We start from the raw sequence: 19,181 nt of genomic DNA, 5'->3' as shown, positions 1-19,181 counted from the left end.
ATAATCAATAAAATGAAAGCGACACGATTGAAGTTACTTGTACTTTTTTCTTTAGCCATATTTGCATCTTGTTCTGATCGGATTGAAGAATCATCTATATCAGTTGTTCCCGATCAGAATGTTAAGGTCATTTATGCTACCAACAAAGGAGAGATCAAAAAGGGTAGTGAAAGTATCGCCATTGTAGGAGCTATGCTGATAGATGGCAATGGAGGGGATCCGGTTTCTAATTCATTGGTAATCGTAAATGGAAATACCATCGAGTTTGTTGGGGTGCAAGGACAAAACGATATTCCATCAGGCATGAAAGTTTTGGATGCTAAAGGAATGACACTCATGCCGGGATTGATCGATGCTCATTACCACAATGGGTACGATACTTTGATGGCATTAGAATATCTGAAAAGAGGGGTGACTTCAGTTAGAGATCCGGGTGCCTGGATGAATTATTACGATCCGGTTCGAAATACAAAAAAAGACATTCCAAGATTATTTCTTACCGGGCCACATATTGATACTTACCCACCTGCCCATCCCGATAATAGTTATTTAATCAAGGATGCCTTGGAAGGTGAATTGGCTGTCAATCGGTTTGCGGATAATGGTGCAACGGCTATTAAAGTTTATTACGGCTTATCCATTGGTATGATAAAGTCTATTTGCGATGCTGCTCACAACAGAGGAATTCCTGTTACTGGTCACTTGGAAACAACAAATGCTGCTGATGCAATATTAGCAGGTATGGATGGAATCGAGCATGTGACTTCATTTGGAACTGTGCTTTTGCCTATGCGGGAAACTGAAAAGTACAAGCAGTTGATAGCGTCAGATAATGAGGCGAGGGAGCGAGGCAGATACGAAGTGTGGAATTCTTTAAATTTGGAAAAGAACAGTGCGGTTGAACCACTGATGCAATTGCTGGCAGATCAAAAGACTTTTCTCAGTCCTACATTGGCGGTGTTTGAAAAGCAATTTGACAAGGGCGATAGTGTAGAAGTGAATGGGTTTGCCAATATGGTAAAGTTCGTCGGTGTGGCAAAAAAGCGTGGGGTTAAAATAGTGGTCGGTTCACATACATGGGTGCCTTACGCAGAGGATGGATATGCTTATTATAGGGAATTGGAATTGCTGAAAGAGGCAGGGCTAAGCAATATGGAAATCATTGTATCAGCTACCATGGAAAATGCCCGGTTTTTCAGAGTGGATAAGAGGCTTGGAAGTATTGAAAAAGGAAAACTGGCAGATTTGATTTTATTAGCTGAAAACCCTTTGGAAGATATCAAATCTATAGCCAGTGTTAAAAAGGTGATGCTGAATGGTGTTTTTGTTGAGAACTGATCACTCTTTTGTGTAAAAGAATACCTCCCGGTACATCAAGAAAAGCCTGATCAACGCCTTCTTGTTTCCGCTACTTCTGATATTTTGGGAATCGCATTGGTGATCTTCAGGGCAAACGCACTTAAAAACAAAAACCACCTTACTGCGCTCGTTGCGGTATCTAATAAAATTACAGTTAACTCTAACAGACCCCAGAACACTCGCCTGCCTCGGCAGGCGAGTGTTCTGGGGATAGTAGGATTTTTTAAATGCGTTTGCCCTGTAGCGATCTTGTCTTTATTGATCGCAATATCCAAGTTTGCATATATTTGTGAAATTCAGGCAATCTAGTTTTGAATCGAGCAAAGGATAAGCTATCACATGTTTTCTTCCAACTATACAAATAAGGATGATGCTTCCATTTGGGAGGACTTTAAGGCTGGCGACAGGTCAGCACTTTCTTATATGTATTTCCGCTATGCCAAATTGTTGATGCTCTATGGAAGAAAAATATCTGAGGATCATCAGATGGTGGAAGATTGTATTCACGATCTTTTTTTTGAACTATGGAAAAAACGTGAAAGACTCGGATCAACTGATTCCATCAAATTTTACCTTTTTAAAATTCTGAGAAGGAAGATAACCGAATCGCTTCGAAAGAAAAAGGATTATATTTCACATGAGGAAAGTCACGTCAGTGGCTTTGCCAGGTCTGTTGAAAATCAAATTATCGACAAACAAACCGATAAGGAACGCCAGTCTCTGGTAGAAAGCCTTTTGTTACAACTCAATGACAATCAAAGAGAGATTATACATCTGAAATTTTATGCAGGACTGAAAAATCGTGAAATCGCTGATTTACTCGACATGGAGCATCAATCGGTTAAAAATGTATTGTTTCGAACCATTACCAAAATCAGAAAATACCTCCAACAGCACGATATCAGCATGCCCTGGTAAGTGGTAATCTTTTACTTGTTCAGACTATTAGAACCTGGTTCTCAACAGGGCAACCGCATTTAAAAACAAAACCACCTTACCGCACTCGTTGCGGTATCCCTTGAAATTACAGTCAACTCTAACAGACTCCAGAACACTTGCCTGCCTCGGCAGGCAGGAGTCTGGGGATAGTAGGAATTTTTAAATGCGTTTGTCCTGTAGTTCTCAACTTTTTTTTAAAAAAAGTATGAAAAAGTGAGTACTGTTTTCAGAATCCTTCCATTACTTATTTAAAGAATATCAAAAAGCACTAATAAAGAATATCAAAAAGCACTAAAATTTCTTATGGCAAAGTCAAAAGAGAATGTAGAGGAGTTCATGTATGATGACAGTTTCTGCAAGTTGGTCATTGATCCTGATGCAGAGACACTGGAGAAATGGAAGCGTTATCGTCAGAACAATCCAGATAAAGTTGAAGCTATGGAAGAAGCCAAACAGATTGTTTTGATGCTTCGAAATGATAGTATTGGGGTTGAGCCGGATGAGCGCATAGCATCAGTATGGCAAAAACTACAGTCCAGTATTGATGAAAATCATAAACCAAAAGAATTCAGTATTAAAAAGAATTCAAATTGGAAATTGTGGAAGGTGGCAGCTGTAATTGCACTTTTGATTGGTACTGTTTTTATTTTAACTGAAATAGTAAATGATCCGGAGGTAGAAATAAAATTGGCAAAAGCCAATCAGTTCACCAAGTCCACACCTATGGGGCAAAAAACTACAGTGTACCTTCCGGATGGCTCTCAAGTGATGATGAATGCAGGCTCTACCATTGAATATTATGAAGATCAGAAAAGCAATACCAGAAAATTGATATTAGAGGGTGAAGCTTTTTTTGATATCAAAAGAGATACGCTTAGGCTTTTTACTGTCAATACAGAAAATATCAATACAACCGTGCTGGGAACTTCATTCAATATCAGAGCCTATAAAGGTGAAAATGAGATAGAAGTTGCACTGGTTTCTGGAAAAGTGTCACTGACCAATAATTCATCCCCATCTCAAAATATTATAGCTCTTTTACCCAATGATATGGTGTCGTATCGAAAGGCTGAAAAGACTATTTTAAAGTCAAATTTTGATCCTGAAAAGGTACTGGCATGGACTGATAAAACCCTCTATTTTGAAGATGTAAACTTCGAACAACTCATGGTGACCTTAGAAAGGTGGTATGGGGTTGATTTTGTTATAGACAATGACCTATGGAAGAATAAAAAATTTATTGAAAGAAAGGATTACAGAGGAAAGTATAAAAACAAAAGTCTTGAAACGGTATTGGAAGCGGTAAGCTTTTCCTACGGGTTTGATTTTGAGATTGACAATAAAACAGTTCGGATTAATTTATTAAAAAAGAAAGGAGGGATCAATTGAAAAGATAATACTCAAAAAAAGCCAGTCATCCGAAGACAACTGGCGATAAGTTCGAATGTGATGAAGTATATCCAAAATCTTGGCGGACAAAGAAATACTACCAATCACAAAAGGTCTTTGATGAAATAAACTATTCACCAAATCATGTAAAAATATGAAATTTAAATTTATACGGCAACTACTCCTTATGTCACAGTTTGCTATTATTGGATTTTTAGTACAGTGCCTCACTTTTACCTTCTTACTTGCAAGTGAAGTAGATGCTCAAAAGAACCAGAGCATTGAAAACATATACCTGACACTGGAAATGAAAGAGGCATCTATCAAGGATGTATTCACCACGATTGAAGGCAAGACATCTTTTTCTTTTGCTTATAAAAGGAGCATCATCGAAAAAAATAAAAGGATCAGCGCTTCATTCGAGCAAGAATCCCTAGCCAACCTGCTAAGGTATATCTCGAAAAACACAGGTTTGAGTTTTAAACGTGTGGATGAAACCATACAGGTAAATAAAAATGATTCCGAAGGATCATTTTTAGAAGAGTTTATCGATGTTTTAGCCGATGTGGAAATCTCCGGTAAAATTACCGATGAAAACGGTGATGGCCTGCCAGGTGCATCTGTTGTTGCAAAAGGCACTACGACTGGAACCACTACAGACCTGGATGGAAATTACAAACTGACCGTATCAGAGCAATCGCTGATCACAGTGTCGTTCGTTGGCTACAAAACCAGCGAAATCCTGGTCAATAACCAATCGGTGGTCGATGTACAGATGGAACTGGATGCACAACAACTGGAGGATATCGTGGTGGTGGGTTATGGTACCCAGAAAAAAACCGAGCTTACCAGTGCCATTGTCCAAATCGAGGGCAGTATGGCTACTAAAACACCATCTGTTAATTTGACTAACTCATTACAAGGTCTTTTACCAGGGCTAAATATAGTACAAACAGCTGCTTCACCAGGTTTTAGTAATCCTGTAATTAATATTAGGGGTTCAAATACTTTTAGAGACAATGCAGCATTAATAGTAATTGATGGAGTGGCAAGTGCAGATTTTGAAGGGCTGAATAGGCTCAATCCAAATGATATCGCTTCTATTTCAGTATTGAAAGATGCTTCAGCAGCTATATATGGAATGCAAGCATCTGGAGGTGTTATTGTAGTAACAACTAAAAGAGGGGAGCTTAGTAAAACTAAGGTACGGATTACAACTTCAAGCTCTTTTCAGTCTCCAACGAGATTGCCTAAATTAGCAGATGCACTTTCTTTTATGAAGGCATTAAATGATAAAGAAGTGTTAGATGGGCTTTCACCAACATACTCGGATGATGATATTGCCGAGTTTACTTCCGGAAGAAAAACCAGTACCAATTGGATGAAATCCTATTTAGACTTACCTATATATCAGGGAAAATATGATATTACAATTTCCGGAGGAACAGAAGAAGTTAAATATTTTGTTAGTGCAAGTACAGCAAACCAAAATTCTGCTCTTGTAAATGATGATAAATTTAAAAACGATCAGAATAACATCAGGACTAATTTGGATTTTAATTTATTTGAAGGATTGGAAATGGGTTTGGATCTCTCTTTTAGATCGAAGACTTCACGAGTAAACACTTATGGTACAAGTGCTGGTTTAGATTTAGCTTCAAATATGAATCCTACATTTGAAGCATTTATTGATGATGATATAAATTTACCTACAAATGGAGATGCTTACTGGTCTCCGGTGGCAGTATCATTAAGTGAAGGTTTTCAAAAATGGGACACAAAGATATATAACGGTAAAGTTAATTTGAAATACCTTATTCCGAATACTGGTGGATTATACGTAAGTACATTTATCTCAAAGATACACACTTCTACATTTAGAAAGAACCTTGTCACCCCATACCACTATTTTGGAAAAGATTTAATCACGGGGGAGATTCAAAAAATACCATCTATATTGGCTGGGACTTGGACTTATGGAGTACATGATTATTTTGATCAAAATGTAAGAAATACACTTCATGTTCAAATAGGTTATGATCATTTGTTTAACAATGCGCATTCAGTTACGGTTTTTGCTGCTTATCAGGATATGACCTTTAAAAGTAACAACTTGTATGCAGGAAGAACGGAATATAATACATACGCAATTCCAGAACTTTTTGCAGGCGTTGCAGATACTGATTTCTTTAAGAATGATGGTTCATCAAGTAATGTAGCAACTCAAACGTTTTTTGGTAGAGCTTCTTACGATTACAAGAAAAAGTATTTATTAACTTTTAATTTCAGAGCAGATGGTTCAGCAATTTTTGCTCCATCAAAAAGATGGGGATATTTTCCTGGTGTTAGTGCAGGTTGGCTAATTAGCGAAGAAGAATTTATGCCCAAAAATATTTTTTCACAAGTAAAGTTGAGAGCTTCTTGGGGCAAGTTAGGGAATGATAGAGTAAATCCTTTTCAATTTTTAAGTGCTTATGGTATTACAAACGGTGCTGTTATTGATAATGCAAATACGCAAGGGTTGAATGAACTAGGGTCTCCAAATCCCGATATCACATGGGAAGTCGCTACATCATCGGATATAGGTATGGAAATGAGTTTTTTAGATAATAGATTATTTCTTGAGTTTGATTATTTTAAAGTACTTACAGAAAATATTTTAGCTAAAAAGAATTTTTCAGTTCCCGATTATACTGGTATAATATTACCAGATCAAAACATAGGAACAATGAAGAATCAAGGTTTTGAATTACAATTAGGTTTTAGAAATAGAATCAACAAGTTTAGTTATAAGATAGCTGGAAATGTAGCTACAAATAAAAATGAAATTACATTTTTTGATGAGGTACCTAATGCTGACCCTGAAGTAGCAGCCTATCAAAATCTTACTGGACATGCATTAGGATCCCCTCTATTATTGCATGCTGTAGGTATATATAAAACCGATGATGAGGCACTGGAGGGGGCTACTTATTCGCAAGCTAGAGCTGGGTTTTTAAAATACGAGGATAAGAATGGAGATGGTATTATAAATTCAAATGATAGGTATAGAAAGAATTTGAACTCGGAGCTTAAATATGGTTTTCAATTTACTGCTAACTATGCTGGTTTTGATTTAGCTATGTATTTTAATGGTAGTTATGGGGATTTTTGGCAATTTGGTAATGATTTTAATATTACACATGGTAATAATTTACAATATGTTGCTGAAAATAGTTTTAACCTAGAGAATCCAAATGCCGAGTTACCTAAAAGTGGTCAAAACAGCATTGGTATTGCCTCGGATTTCAATATGCAAACCAAATCTTGGTTTAGATTTAAAACTTTGAACCTAGGATATACAATATCAGACAATAAATTATTATCAAAGGCACATATTTCTAAATTTAGAATTTATGCTTCAGCCGATAATTTCTTTATGGTATTCAATAATATGGATAAATATGGTGCTGTCGATCCTGAATTGAGTTCAGTGTTGGGAGCTTATCCTATGATGAGTACGTATAATTTAGGAGTAGATATAACATTTTAAATAAAACCATGATGGAAAAAATAAAAAACAAATCGTTTTTAATGTTTGTGTCATTAATCACAATATGTATTTGTATACTAAATACTTCTTGTGAAAAGGATACACTTTTAGACATAACACCTACTGATAGATTTTCAGAAGATGTGGTATTTAACGATGAAAATCTAGCACAATCATTGGTATATAATACCTATGAAAGTTTAAGGCGACTTACAAATCCAGCTTTTGGTGGATACGATGGAATAACTGATATTATGCTTTGGAGTAGAAATATTTCAGGGTATTACCCTGATCCAATTAACTTTCAGGACGGCTTTCGCGATTATATTCATGGTGATATATCACCTGACAATGTTGAGAATTTCGCTGGATGGGGTTCATATTATACGAGTATTGCTACAATCAATTCTTATTTTGAAAAGATTGAAGGTTCAACAATTGATCCTGACAAAATAAAAATTATGAACGGAGAGATGCGGTTCATAAGGGCCTATTTATATTTTGATTTAATCCGTTTATATGGTGGCGTACCTTTAGTTACTACTTCTTTTGATTTCGCAGATGAGGAGAGTTTACAAATAGGCAGGAATACGTATGACGAGGTTGCAAATTTTGTAGTTTCTGAAAGTAATTTGGCTATTGAAGAGTTAGCATCAGCACCTGAAGTTATGGGTAAAATAACCCCTATTGCAGCAAAGGCCTTAAAAGCAAGAATGCTTTTGTACATGGCAAGCCCATTAAACAACCCGGGAAATGACATGTCAAAATGGTCCGCAGCAGAAACAGCAACTATGGCTGTGTTGAATTCTGGTAAATCGTTGACACTTGATTACACACAAATTCCTTTTAAAACTAATTATCAATCAGATGAAATTATTTTCGCAAGGGCATATAATGCTACATCAAGAATATATCAGTCTGATATTAATTTTATGTTGTGGCCAAGTTTTGGTGGTTTAGGATCGAACCATATGATGCCGACTCAACAATTTGCAGATATGTTTCAGATGGCAGATGGTCAAAGGATAACTGATGAAGGTTCTGGATATGATCCCCAAAAGTTTTGGGAAAATAGAGACCCAAGATTTTATTCATCCATTATGTATCCAGGTTCTGGGCCATTTAATTTTAAGTATGATGATGGAACCGTGCAATTTAGACGTCAACAAAATTATGAAAGTATTACAGACCCAACAGGGGTAAGTTGGAATACGGAACCTTTTGTAAATCCAAATTATCCGGATAGGAATACAGGCGTTAGAACTTTTGGTTTTTCAATGGCTTGGAATTTCGGATCAGATGGATTTACATATGCTGACAAAGTATTTGGATGGCCTGGAAAAAATGCAATTACAAGATATAATGTTTTAAAATTTATAGATTGGAATAACATAAGATGGAATACAACAAGTGATGTACCTCAGATGCAGTTATTTTTTAGAATAACAGAGTTTTATTTGAATATGGCTGAAATTAAAATTGCATTAGGTCAAGAGGCTGAAGCTAAAATTTATTTGGATCAAGTAAGAGCCAGATCTGGTATGCCCGCCCTTACAAGTTCTGGTGTTCAATTAGTTGAAGATTATAGAAAAGAAAGAGCAATTGAATTGCACTTAGAAGATCATAGATTTTTTGATATTCTTAGATGGAAAATAGGTTCTGAAACTATTGGTCAACCAATTGAAGGTATTGTAGAATCATTCATGGATTGGAGTGTACTTACTCATCAATTAAATGAACCAGGAGGTGCGTTTGGTACATTATCTTTTACTTTTGGGTCAATCGCAAATCAATACCCAAGAAATTGGGATGATAAATTATACCGTTTGCCAATTCCTGCTTCAGAAATAAATAGAAGTGGTGAAAAAATAACCCAAAACGAAGGTTACAATAGATAGTTCATGTCTAATACTGGGAATGGGAGAATATCTCTAAGTAAGTTAGCACAGATAGCTGAAAACCAATGAGTAAATTTAAGAGTGTATCGAAGCAGTTTTGAGGGAGGCTATTTTTTGGCGAGTTCTTGAAATGTCACCAATGAAGTAATAATGGAATATATAAAGATCGTGAGATAGAAAATAACGATGAACGATTTGAGAGGTAGAGCCAGTTCAGTAGAAATTACGGAAGATAAAATAAGGCAGGAAAGAGGGGTGGAATTGGCTTTTGAATCACATGTATTTTGGGACTTGAGAAGGTGGAATTGCTGTAGCTGAACTTGACGGTGTAATGCGTCATAGGATGCACTTTAGGTACGATTACGATGCGGATACCTATACAATAGCCACTGCAGATGGTGATAAGGGAACATTAAGATCACATACAGAGAGAAACTATTATTATGCCCTTGGCCTGGGAAAGAGGGCTGATAATCCAAAATTGGTAGAAAACCCCGGATACTTAAATTAGCATTTAATATATTGTAATTAAGAAGAGGTTGATTCAGTATATTGCTGTACTGAACAACCTCTTTTTTGTCTGGTTCAAATTTACTATGCGATAAACAAGATTAGTAGTAGGTTGAGTTTTGAGCTATTACTCATAAATTAAAAAAAATCTTTGTGTTGTATTATTTCTGTTGATGCGAGAAAAAGACATTTTGGTTTAAAAGGATAAAAGGAGCTAAATTGTGAATATATTTATACCCGTAATTCAGACGTTTATTTACCTAAGTTAGAAAACAAGCAAATCGTTTGAATCTTATTAAAACTAAACATTTACTTATGAAGCTTAATATCTGCATTTTTTTGTTCATCCTTGGATTTATAATATCATGCTCCACCACTAACGATACCAATTTATTCAATTATAGTTGGGAAAAGGTGACAAACCGAACCTGGACAGGGGGCGACTTCTGGGCAAACAGACTACAGGATTGGGAAGTGAAAAATGGAAGACTGACATGTATAGAATCCGGGGCAAAAAAACCAATGAGAACTGTTCATTTGATGAAAGGTAGGTTGGAAAGTGAGACGGGTGATTTCACACTTTCTGTTAAAACAGGATTGGTGAATGAAGGGCAGGTAAATAGTGATGCTGCTACCGGTTTCCTTATCGGGGCAGGTGCCGGGATAGATTACAGAGCAGCAGCTTTGATTCACCACAGTCCGGGAAAAGGTGGGGGCTGGTTTGTTGGAGTGTCTGCCGATAAGAAACTATTTATAAGGGATTTTGAAAGTGATACTACCGGAGTATTGATCGAAAAAACTCTTGAAAACCTTCCAAAGGAATTTACACTTACAATTAAAGGAAGTGGGGTTGAAAAAGGCTATAAAATATTGGTTGATGTGGAAGGAGTTGGGGAGTTGGAGTATGTGATTGAAAAAGAAAAAGCTATTGGAAATGTAGCTTTGGTTTCTCATCCCGGTAAGGGAGAAAATGGAGGCATGTATTGGTTTAATGACCTGAAGGTTAGTGGAGAGAAGTTTGTATTTGACAAAAGCAGAAATGTAGGGCCAATCATTACAACTCAATACACTCTCACAGACAATACCTTAAAAATGAATGCTCAATTAATGCCTATTGGCAGCAAGGATGCTCAAGAGGTAATATTGGAATTTAAATCCGGGGATATCTGGAAAGAGGTAGCTAAAGGCGAAGTGATCAGTCCCGGATATACCGCTTTAATGCGTGTAGAAGGATTCGATTTTTCTGAAGATGTGCCTTACCGTGTAAAATACCAGGAAATAAACGAACCCGAGCCATACTATTTTTCGGGCATTGTAAGAAAAGACCCGGTGAACAAAGAAGAGATTGTAGTGGCTGGATTTACAGGAAATCATAATGTAAGGAGAGGAGTGGAATCCAATTATTTTGATTGGGACAGGTTTATCTGGTTTCCACACAATGAAGTAGTCCAAAATGTGGCAAGGCAAAAACCTGACTTATTATTTTTCAGTGGAGATCAGGTGTATGAAGGAGCCAATCCAACCAGTCCTGATATCAAACACATTGAATTGGACTATATGTATAAGTGGTACCTCTGGTGCTGGGCATATCGGGACATTGTGAAAGACCTGCCCACAATTTGTCTGCCCGATGATCATGATGTATATCAGGGTAATGTCTGGGGTGCCGGAGGCCGTATTACAGATAAAGATGATAAGGGAGGTTATGTTCATGGTGGAAAATTTGTCCAAATGGTAGAGCGTACTCAGGTGAGCCACTTGCCGGATGCTTTTGATCCCACCCCTATTGGCCAGGGAATTGGGGTATATTATACCCACATGAAATATGGCAGAATCAGTTTTGCAATCATTGAGGATAGAAAATTTAAATCAGGGCCAAATGGTCTGGTTCCCGATACAAAATCCGGTAGGGCTGACCATGTAATTGATCCTAATTACACACCACAAATGGCTGATGTAGAGGGGGCTACATTACTTGGAGATCGGCAATTGGCTTTTCTGGACGACTGGGCTCAAGACTGGTCAGGTGTGGACATGAAAGTGGTATTGTCACAAACCATTTTTGGTAATATGGCAACCCACCATGGGCCAAACCTGCAATACTTAATTATGGATTTTGATTCCAATGGTTGGCCACAGAGAGGTAGAAATAAAGCATTGAGTGCCATCAGGAAAGGTTTTGGTTTTATGCTTGCAGGAGACCAGCATTTGGCTACTATTGTTCATCATGGTATTGATGATCAGAATGATGCCGGGTGGTCATTTTGTGTGCCGTCTATAGCTAATTTTTACCCGAGAGCCTGGATGCCTTTAACGGATCCGGTGAATCACATAGAAGGATTGCAAGAGTACACCGGAGAATACAAGGATGGATTGGGTAACAGGGTTACTGTATTTGCCCATACCAATCCGGGAATAGAAACAGGAGTATTTCCTTCTGAATTGCATGATCGTATGCCGGGTTATGGTATATTGAGGTTGTCTAAAAAATCCAGAAACATCACTATGGAATGTTGGCCCAGGTACGTAAATCCTAACGATCCTGCCACGGGCAGTCAATATCCCGGATGGCCTAAGACCATCAATATGGAAGAGAATTACGATAGAAAAGTGGTAGCATGGCTTCCAACTATTAACGTAGAAGGTGTAGTGAACCCAGTGGTACAAGTGAGGAATGAAAAGTCAGGGGAAGTAGTTTATACATTAAGAATCAAAGGGTCGAGCTATGATGCCAGAGTATTTGAGACTGGCTATTATACCATTGTGGTAAGTGAACCTGATTTGGGTAAAGCTGAAACCATTGTTTCAGTGCAATCTATTAAAGCGAAAGGTTCGAAATCAATTGTAGTCAAATTGTAAAACTATTATAAAGTCACGATCCACGCTTTACTAAGCTTTTTAAAGATTGGTGAAGCTGTTAAAACAGTAAGCTTTAAGAATCCTTCAAGGATTCTTAAAGCACATTAAACCGAAGATATATATGAAACATTTCAACCTCATAGCATTGATTTTTGTCGTTTTGATAGGATGGTCATGTGCTACATCTACTACAGAAAATACCATTGTTGAAGAAAATCAAATCCCCGGCAAGCCAAACATAGTGGTCATAGTTTCTGACGATCATGGATCCCGGGATGCAGGATGCTATGGCAATACTGCTATCCAAACACCCAATATTGATTACCTGGCTTCCGAAGGAGTACGATTTATCAATGCCTATTGTACTACGCCATCGTGTAGTGCCAGCAGATCGGTGATACTCACTGGTTTGTACAATCACGCTACCGGACATTTTGGACATGAGCATTCTTACAACCACTTTAGTACATACGATCATGTCAAGTCTTTACCTGTTTTTTTGGAAGAATACAGTGGGTACAGAACGGCACGAGTAGGGAAATACCACGTAGGTCCTGAGTCAGTTTATAAGTTTCAGAAAGTATTTGAAGCCAACGGAAGAAATGGTGTGGCAATGGCTGATAGTGTAAAGGGGTTTATTCATAGTAAAGACACCAGTCCGTTTTTTCTTTACTATTGCACCAATGATCCTCATAGAGGTGGAGGAACTGTGGAGGCCAATTCATTAAAACCCGATGCATTTGGCAATAAACCTGAAGGCTATCCGGGGATCAAGAAATTTAGAGTTTCTCCTGAAGATGTGATAGTGCCATCTTATTTACCTGATCGACCGGAAACCAGAGCAGAATTGGTGGAATATTATGAATCAGTATCCAGAATGGATCAGGGAGTGGGCCAGGTCATTAAACACCTGAAGGAAAGTGGAAAATGGGACAATACTGTGGTGGTATATATTTCTGATAATGGGATTGCATTTCCCGGAGCTAAGACCAATCTATATCAGCCCGGGACAAGACTGCCATGTATTATCAAGACTGCAAAAGGTACTCAAAAAGGAACTGTGCGAGAGCAGAGTATTACCTGGGCAGACCTCACTCCTACACTTCTGGATCTTGGAGGTGCATTGCAACCAGCTCAACAATATATAGCTGATTTATTTGCCAAGCACAGTAACGGAGGAAGAAACCCTATGTATGTAGATGGCTTTCATGGCAGTTCTCTGGTTGATATTTTGCAAGGGAAGCCTGTGGTTGACAATGAAGCATTTTTGTCCCACACTTTTCATGAAATCACTATGTATTACCCTATGAAATCGTTGATTTCCGGTGACTATAAATTGATTTGGAATGTGGCTTATCAGTTGCCGTATCCACATGCATCGGACTTATGGAAGTCTGCCACCTGGCAGGCAACTTTAAAATCTAAGGATCAGCTTTATGGCAAGAGGACTGTCGATGCTTATTCCTTTAGGGATCAATTCGAATTGTACAATTTGAAAAATGATCCTGACGAAGTAACCAATTTGGCCAACGATAAAAACTCATGGGAGGTGTTGGAAAGTATGAAAGCCAAATTGAAATCATTTCAAACTGAAACCAATGACCCATGGAAATCGAAATGGGTGCATGAGTAAGAGGTTGTTCTTTTAGTTGACAACCATTTATAGGTGTTTTCCTGTTTCTTTGCAGATAGATACTAAAATTAATCAAGATATTGATTGAAAATTAATTTCTGTTTGCAAAGTATGCCTTAATTTTGGGATGAAAGAATTATAGATCAACCGAAATACCGCAAATGCCGAACCACCGTGAAAGGCTGGGAAATTTTCTGGAAGGAAATCGTTTCCACAATTTTATCATCTCTCTTATAGTATTGAATAGTATCACCATTGGAATGGAGACTTCTTCATCCTGGATGAAAAGTTATGGACACTTTTTCGAACGATTGGATGATATTATTCTGGGTATTTTCATTATTGAACTGGTTTTGAGAATGTATGCCTTTGGGTTAAAATTTTTCACCAATTCATGGAATGTTTTTGACTTCTTGATAGTTGCCATTTCAATAGTTCCTGCGGCGGGACCATTTTCTGTGTTCCGGACTCTAAGGATACTTAGGACACTTCGTTTGATTAATAATGTTCCTAAACTAAGGTTGATCATTGAGGCACTATTGAAGTCCATACCCAGTATAGGTTGGATATCACTGCTGCTCATGGTGGTGTTCTACATTTTTGCCGTTTTGGGAACCAATCTCTATGGCAATGAATTCCCGGAGCTTTTTGGTGACCTGGGAAGTTCAATGTTCACACTTTTCCAAATTATGACATTGGAAAGCTGGTCGTCCGGTATTGCCAGACCGATGATGCAAACCATGCCCTATGCGTACCTGTTTTTTGTTCCTTTTATTTTGATAGCCACTTATACCACTTTAAATATCTTCATTGCTATAGTAGTCAACACAATGAATGAAATGCATCATCAGGATAACATGGAAGAAGAGCAAAATATGAAAGATTTTGTTCATGATGAGCATGAACATACTCAACAGAAACTGGATAATCTACAGAAGAAAGTAGATGCGATTCTTGAACAAATTAAGGCTCAGAAGTAAGAAAGAGTTTGAAGGAAATCCAAAAAATCCATAGGGGCTTAAGGGATTTATCGGCCTATACAACTTAAAAGAATGAGTTGAAATATTCATTAAGGTTAATGAGGTTTCGGATTCGGTCAGAGAAAAGTTTATCAAGGAACGTCAACACCTTCTTTTCTTAACGAAAACCTGGTTTGCCCTTCTGGTTAGATAGGATTTGAAGTATTCAGATAAACTATTTACTTACTATAGTAAGATGAAATTAGGCGATTGCTTCTCTCGCCTATAGTATAAATATCAAGCGTAATTAAGATTACTGAAATTACCCCCTGTTGGTGATTGAAATACAAACCTTTTCATGAAGACCATGATGTAATTTTGAAATTTATAAGGTTCTCTGGTATTATCCATTTCATGAATAGAACCTGATAAAATTCTAAGTCATTATTCGGTTATGTATTTCAAATTTTCTATTGCTGGTTTTTTCCTTACCCTGATTATTGTGTTTGCTACGTGCAAAAAAGATAAAAAAGCTCAAAACTCAGATGAAAAACAGTATTCCAATGTACTTGACAACATTGAAGTTGTACCCGAATGGCTCAATGTTGTGGTTGATGATGCACTGCCTGATTCAGGATTAAATGTATGGATTCCTACTGGAAATTTTCAACTGTCATCATTGATCCGTGTTCCAAGGTTTCCAAGGGTTTTCACTGAAAATGAAATAAAATCAAACCCATCTCTTAAAAAATTTGCCGTTAATCAGTTGGAGACCAAGGATAATCTGAATCTGGTAGGAATTCGCAATGAACAGGTGTCGGCACAATTGGCAATGGCAGCCAGAGAGGACTTGACAAATGTGTATTCGCAAGTAAGTGAACTGAAATCGAAACAGGGGGATATTATAGAAGCTAATAATATTCAGGTCAGATATGTCAGGTATGTTCCGGTGCAAAGAAGCCGAAGTGAATATATCTGGTCTGCCAGGTATGAAGATGTTGCGGGTGAAGAGGTTTCCGGGTTTATGTCACCGGATGTTGTAGGAGATCCTTTGGTGGAAATGGAGTATGTGGATGTGCCGGCTTATCGTGCTCAGCCTGTTTGGTTTACTTTCAACATACCAAAGAATGCTATGCCCGGTAAATATTCTGGTACTATCACCATATTTCTGAATGAATATGAGCAGCAAAGTTTCAATATTGATTTGGAAGTACTGGAAAACTCTATTCCCGATCCGGTTGATTATGAGTTTTTTCTAGATATGTGGCTCAATCCAAATTCAATAGCATACAATCATCATGTACAACCCTGGTCAGAAGAGCATTGGTCGTTGATAGGGAAATACATGGCAGACCTGGCCTCCAGAGGAGGTAAGACGATTACGGCTTCTATCACAAGCGAACCGTGGAGAAAACCGTGGCTGAATGGCTCTTTAAGTCCACAGACAAAATCAGGTTTCGAGAGTTTGGTTCAGTGGAAATTAACTAAAGATGGTATCTGGAATTTTGATTACTCTGTATTTGACCGTTATGTACAACTGGCGATGAATATGGGGCTCAAAGAAAGAATTAATATTTATTCCTTAACATCTTTTAGCGGACAAGAGAGGATTGAATATTTTGATGAAACGACTAATAGTATAAAGGAACAATTTTTTGATTCGGTGGGTGATTTAGAATATAAAAGCATTTGGGCAGCTTTTTTGCAAAGCTTTGTTGCTCACCTCAATGAGAAGTCTTGGCTGGATAAAACCTACCTGTGTTTCGATGAAAGGCCTTACGAAGTGATGCAACAAATTACCAGATTTGTCAATGAGCAAGCACCGGAGTTTAACGAAAGGTTGTCTATTGCAGGGCATCCTGAAAGTACTGATTTTGCACAAAATTTTCTTTCTATTGCGTATGAATTTTTTCCAGATCAAAACTTATATAAAGAAGCGACTCTTTCGGTAATCAAGGAAAGAAATGAAGAGAAAAAGCTTACTACCTTTTACCTATGTGGTCAGCCTGCTCACCCCAACACACTGACCTTTTCCCCGGCAATGGAATCTCAATTGATTCCCTGGATTGCATTGAAATATGATATTGCGGGATACTTAAGGTGGGCCTATTGCAGTTGGCCGGAAGATCCTTTTACCAACCCTGTACACAACTACATTCAAGGCGATGAATATATTGTGTATCCAGGAAAAAATGGCCCGGTTTCCAGTATTAGGTGGGAACTTATGAAAGAAGGGATAGAGGATTATGAATTGTCCAGAATAATCATAGAGGAAGGTTCAATAAATGAAGAAAACCTAAGTAAAGTGATTGATTTGACTACAAGAATGCCTGATGGAAGGTTTAAGGAAGTTGCTGATTTTAATTTGGCTAAGAAAATTTTATTGAATTTAGGCGAATAAGTAGATGAAATGTTAACAAAACGAATTAACACCTATGTTCTAACCAAAATTCAATCCGGTTGCACACCTGTCGATCCTAATTTTGTTATGAATTATAAATAAATTGTTTAAATGAATTTATCGATTATGAAAAAAAACAGACTCACATTATTTGTTTTAATACTGGTGTTGGGCTCAGCAGTTTTGTTTTCATGCGTTGACGATGAAAACCTTATTTCTTTTGAAGAAATAGAATTGAGTGAGTCAACATTGTTGATAGCTGTGGAAGAAACGCAGCTAATTACAGTCAAAACTACCCCTGAAAATGCAACAGGGAAAAAATTGATCTGGTCATCCAGTAACCCCGAAGTTGCTATTATTCAATCCAACGAGGCAGGTTTGGTGACTGCAGTGCAGGGGCTTACCCTAGGGTCAACTACTATTACTGCGAAAAATGATGATGGTACCATTATAGAAACCGTTGAGGTGGAAGTGATAGTAAAAGTAGAAAGCATTGCTTTGGAAGAAATTCCTATGGCAAGTTTATCGGAGACATCTTATCAGGTGCTTTTTACCCCAGAAGATGCTTCAATCAAAGGAGTAATATGGACTTCCAGCGATCCGACTATTGCTACAGTAGATGAAAATGGGAAAGTAACTGCAGTTGCATCTGGAGAGAATGGAGCACCTGTACTGGTTGTCATTACAGCTACTACTGAGGAAGGTGGCAAAACAGCTTCTGTCGAGGTAACCATAAGCAATGACCCTCCTATAATAGGTATCCTTTATTGTACAGCATCGGGTACTGGTAGCTACAATGCTGAAACTATTACAACGACAGGTGCGGATGCCAATATCAATTATTCCGGTGCGCAATCGGCTGGTAACTATGAGCATTATGAAGGTGAAACACTAATTGTTCAGCCGGGAGGAAAATTTAATTTGTCATTGACACAATCCAATACCTGGTCTATTTCGGTTATCTGGATAGATTGGAACGGAGACAATGATTTTGAAGATGATGGAGAATTCGTGCAACAGTTTGGTGTGCAAAGCCAAATTAATAATGGACCGTTTGATGCAGAACTAAACGTACCAGGTGCAACGATACCCGGGCTGGTAAGAATGCGTGTACTTACAGGAGATGCCTGGACAACAGACCCAACAGTAGCTCCTTGTGGTGAAATAGCCAATAGCTCGACCAAGGATTTTAATATTGAAATTGGAGGAACGGCATATTGTGCTGTTTCAGGTACTGGCTCGTACAATGCTGATGCAGTAACGACAACAGGCGGTAATACCAATATAAACTATACCGGAGGCCAGCCTTCTGGCAACTATGAACATTATACGGACGAGTTTGTTTCAGTTGATTTGGGTGGAAACTTCACACTTTCATTGACTCAATCCAACAATTGGTCAATATCTGTAGTGTGGATAGACTGGAATGCCGATGGAGATTTTGAAGATGATGATGAATCAGTGCAGGTTTTTGGTGTTGGAAGTCAGTTGAACGACGGACCATTTAGTGCCCAAATTGATGTGCCGGCTTTTGCAACTCAGGGGAATTTGAGGATGCGAATACTCACTGGTGATGCCTGGACAACTGATCCCGAAGCAGGGGCTTGCGGTGAAGTAGCAAACAGTTCATTGAAGGACTTCAATATAAAGGTTTTATAAAAAAATCAGTCAATGAATCATCAGAGAATGATTCAACTATTTA

General features: G+C 37.8%; 12 protein-coding genes. All 12 read left to right on the top strand.

Annotated elements, in window-relative coordinates; all coding sequences use genetic code 11:
* The first annotated feature begins 12 nt into the window (after window positions 1–12).
* The 12 genes from AAOP42_RS23375 (at window position 13) to AAOP42_RS23320 (ending at window position 19,138) form a co-directional block, all read left to right on the top strand.
* The gene (locus tag AAOP42_RS23375) at window positions 13–1,338 is read left to right on the top strand and encodes an amidohydrolase family protein (RefSeq protein ID WP_349531020.1); all 1,326 of its coding nucleotides are present in this window, start codon (window positions 13–15) and stop codon (window positions 1,336–1,338) included.
* A gap of 360 nt (window positions 1,339–1,698) precedes the next feature.
* A complete protein-coding gene (locus AAOP42_RS23370) occupies window positions 1,699–2,277 on the top strand; it encodes an RNA polymerase sigma factor (protein WP_349531019.1) in 579 nt (192 codons plus the stop codon).
* Between the two features lie 324 nt (window positions 2,278–2,601).
* Window positions 2,602–3,687, top strand: coding sequence for a FecR family protein (locus AAOP42_RS23365; protein ID WP_349531018.1), 1,086 nt, complete (start codon window positions 2,602–2,604; stop codon window positions 3,685–3,687).
* 154 nt (window positions 3,688–3,841) lie between these two features.
* A complete protein-coding gene (locus tag AAOP42_RS23360; protein WP_349531017.1) occupies window positions 3,842–7,219 on the top strand; it encodes a TonB-dependent receptor in 3,378 nt (1,125 codons plus the stop codon).
* A gap of 8 nt (window positions 7,220–7,227) precedes the next feature.
* Window positions 7,228–9,117: a RagB/SusD family nutrient uptake outer membrane protein gene (locus AAOP42_RS23355; RefSeq protein ID WP_349531016.1), complete on the top strand. Its 1,890-nt coding sequence runs from the start codon at window positions 7,228–7,230 to the stop codon at window positions 9,115–9,117.
* A gap of 186 nt (window positions 9,118–9,303) precedes the next feature.
* Window positions 9,304–9,435 carry a RagB/SusD family nutrient uptake outer membrane protein gene (locus tag AAOP42_RS23350; protein WP_349531015.1) on the top strand — a complete coding sequence of 44 codons (132 nt, stop codon included), beginning with the start codon at window positions 9,304–9,306 and terminating at the stop codon, window positions 9,433–9,435.
* Window positions 9,436–9,460: 25 nt separating this feature from the next.
* Window positions 9,461–9,628: a hypothetical protein gene (locus tag AAOP42_RS23345; protein ID WP_349531014.1), complete on the top strand. Its 168-nt coding sequence runs from the start codon at window positions 9,461–9,463 to the stop codon at window positions 9,626–9,628.
* Window positions 9,629–9,942: 314 nt separating this feature from the next.
* On the top strand, window positions 9,943–12,486 hold the full coding sequence (locus tag AAOP42_RS23340) for an alkaline phosphatase D family protein (protein ID WP_349531013.1): 2,544 nt from the start codon (window positions 9,943–9,945) through the stop codon (window positions 12,484–12,486).
* A 121-nt stretch (window positions 12,487–12,607) separates the two neighbouring features.
* Window positions 12,608–14,119 carry a sulfatase family protein gene (locus AAOP42_RS23335; protein ID WP_349531012.1) on the top strand — a complete coding sequence of 504 codons (1,512 nt, stop codon included), beginning with the start codon at window positions 12,608–12,610 and terminating at the stop codon, window positions 14,117–14,119.
* 161 nt (window positions 14,120–14,280) lie between these two features.
* Entirely contained in the window at window positions 14,281–15,099 is an 819-nt protein-coding gene (locus AAOP42_RS23330; RefSeq protein ID WP_349531011.1) for an ion transporter, read from the top strand.
* A 433-nt stretch (window positions 15,100–15,532) separates the two neighbouring features.
* Window positions 15,533–17,479, top strand: coding sequence for a DUF4091 domain-containing protein (locus AAOP42_RS23325; RefSeq protein WP_349531010.1), 1,947 nt, complete (start codon window positions 15,533–15,535; stop codon window positions 17,477–17,479).
* Window positions 17,480–17,605: 126 nt separating this feature from the next.
* Window positions 17,606–19,138, top strand: coding sequence for a GEVED domain-containing protein (locus AAOP42_RS23320; protein ID WP_349531009.1), 1,533 nt, complete (start codon window positions 17,606–17,608; stop codon window positions 19,136–19,138).
* Window positions 19,139–19,181: the final 43 nt, after the last annotated feature.

It is taken from the genome of Reichenbachiella sp. MALMAid0571, assembly GCF_040151475.1.
Lineage (GTDB): Bacteria > Bacteroidota > Bacteroidia > Cytophagales > Cyclobacteriaceae > CAXBNB01.
Note: the sequence above shows the minus strand (reverse complement) of the source record. Positions and strands in the feature narration are given on the sequence as shown.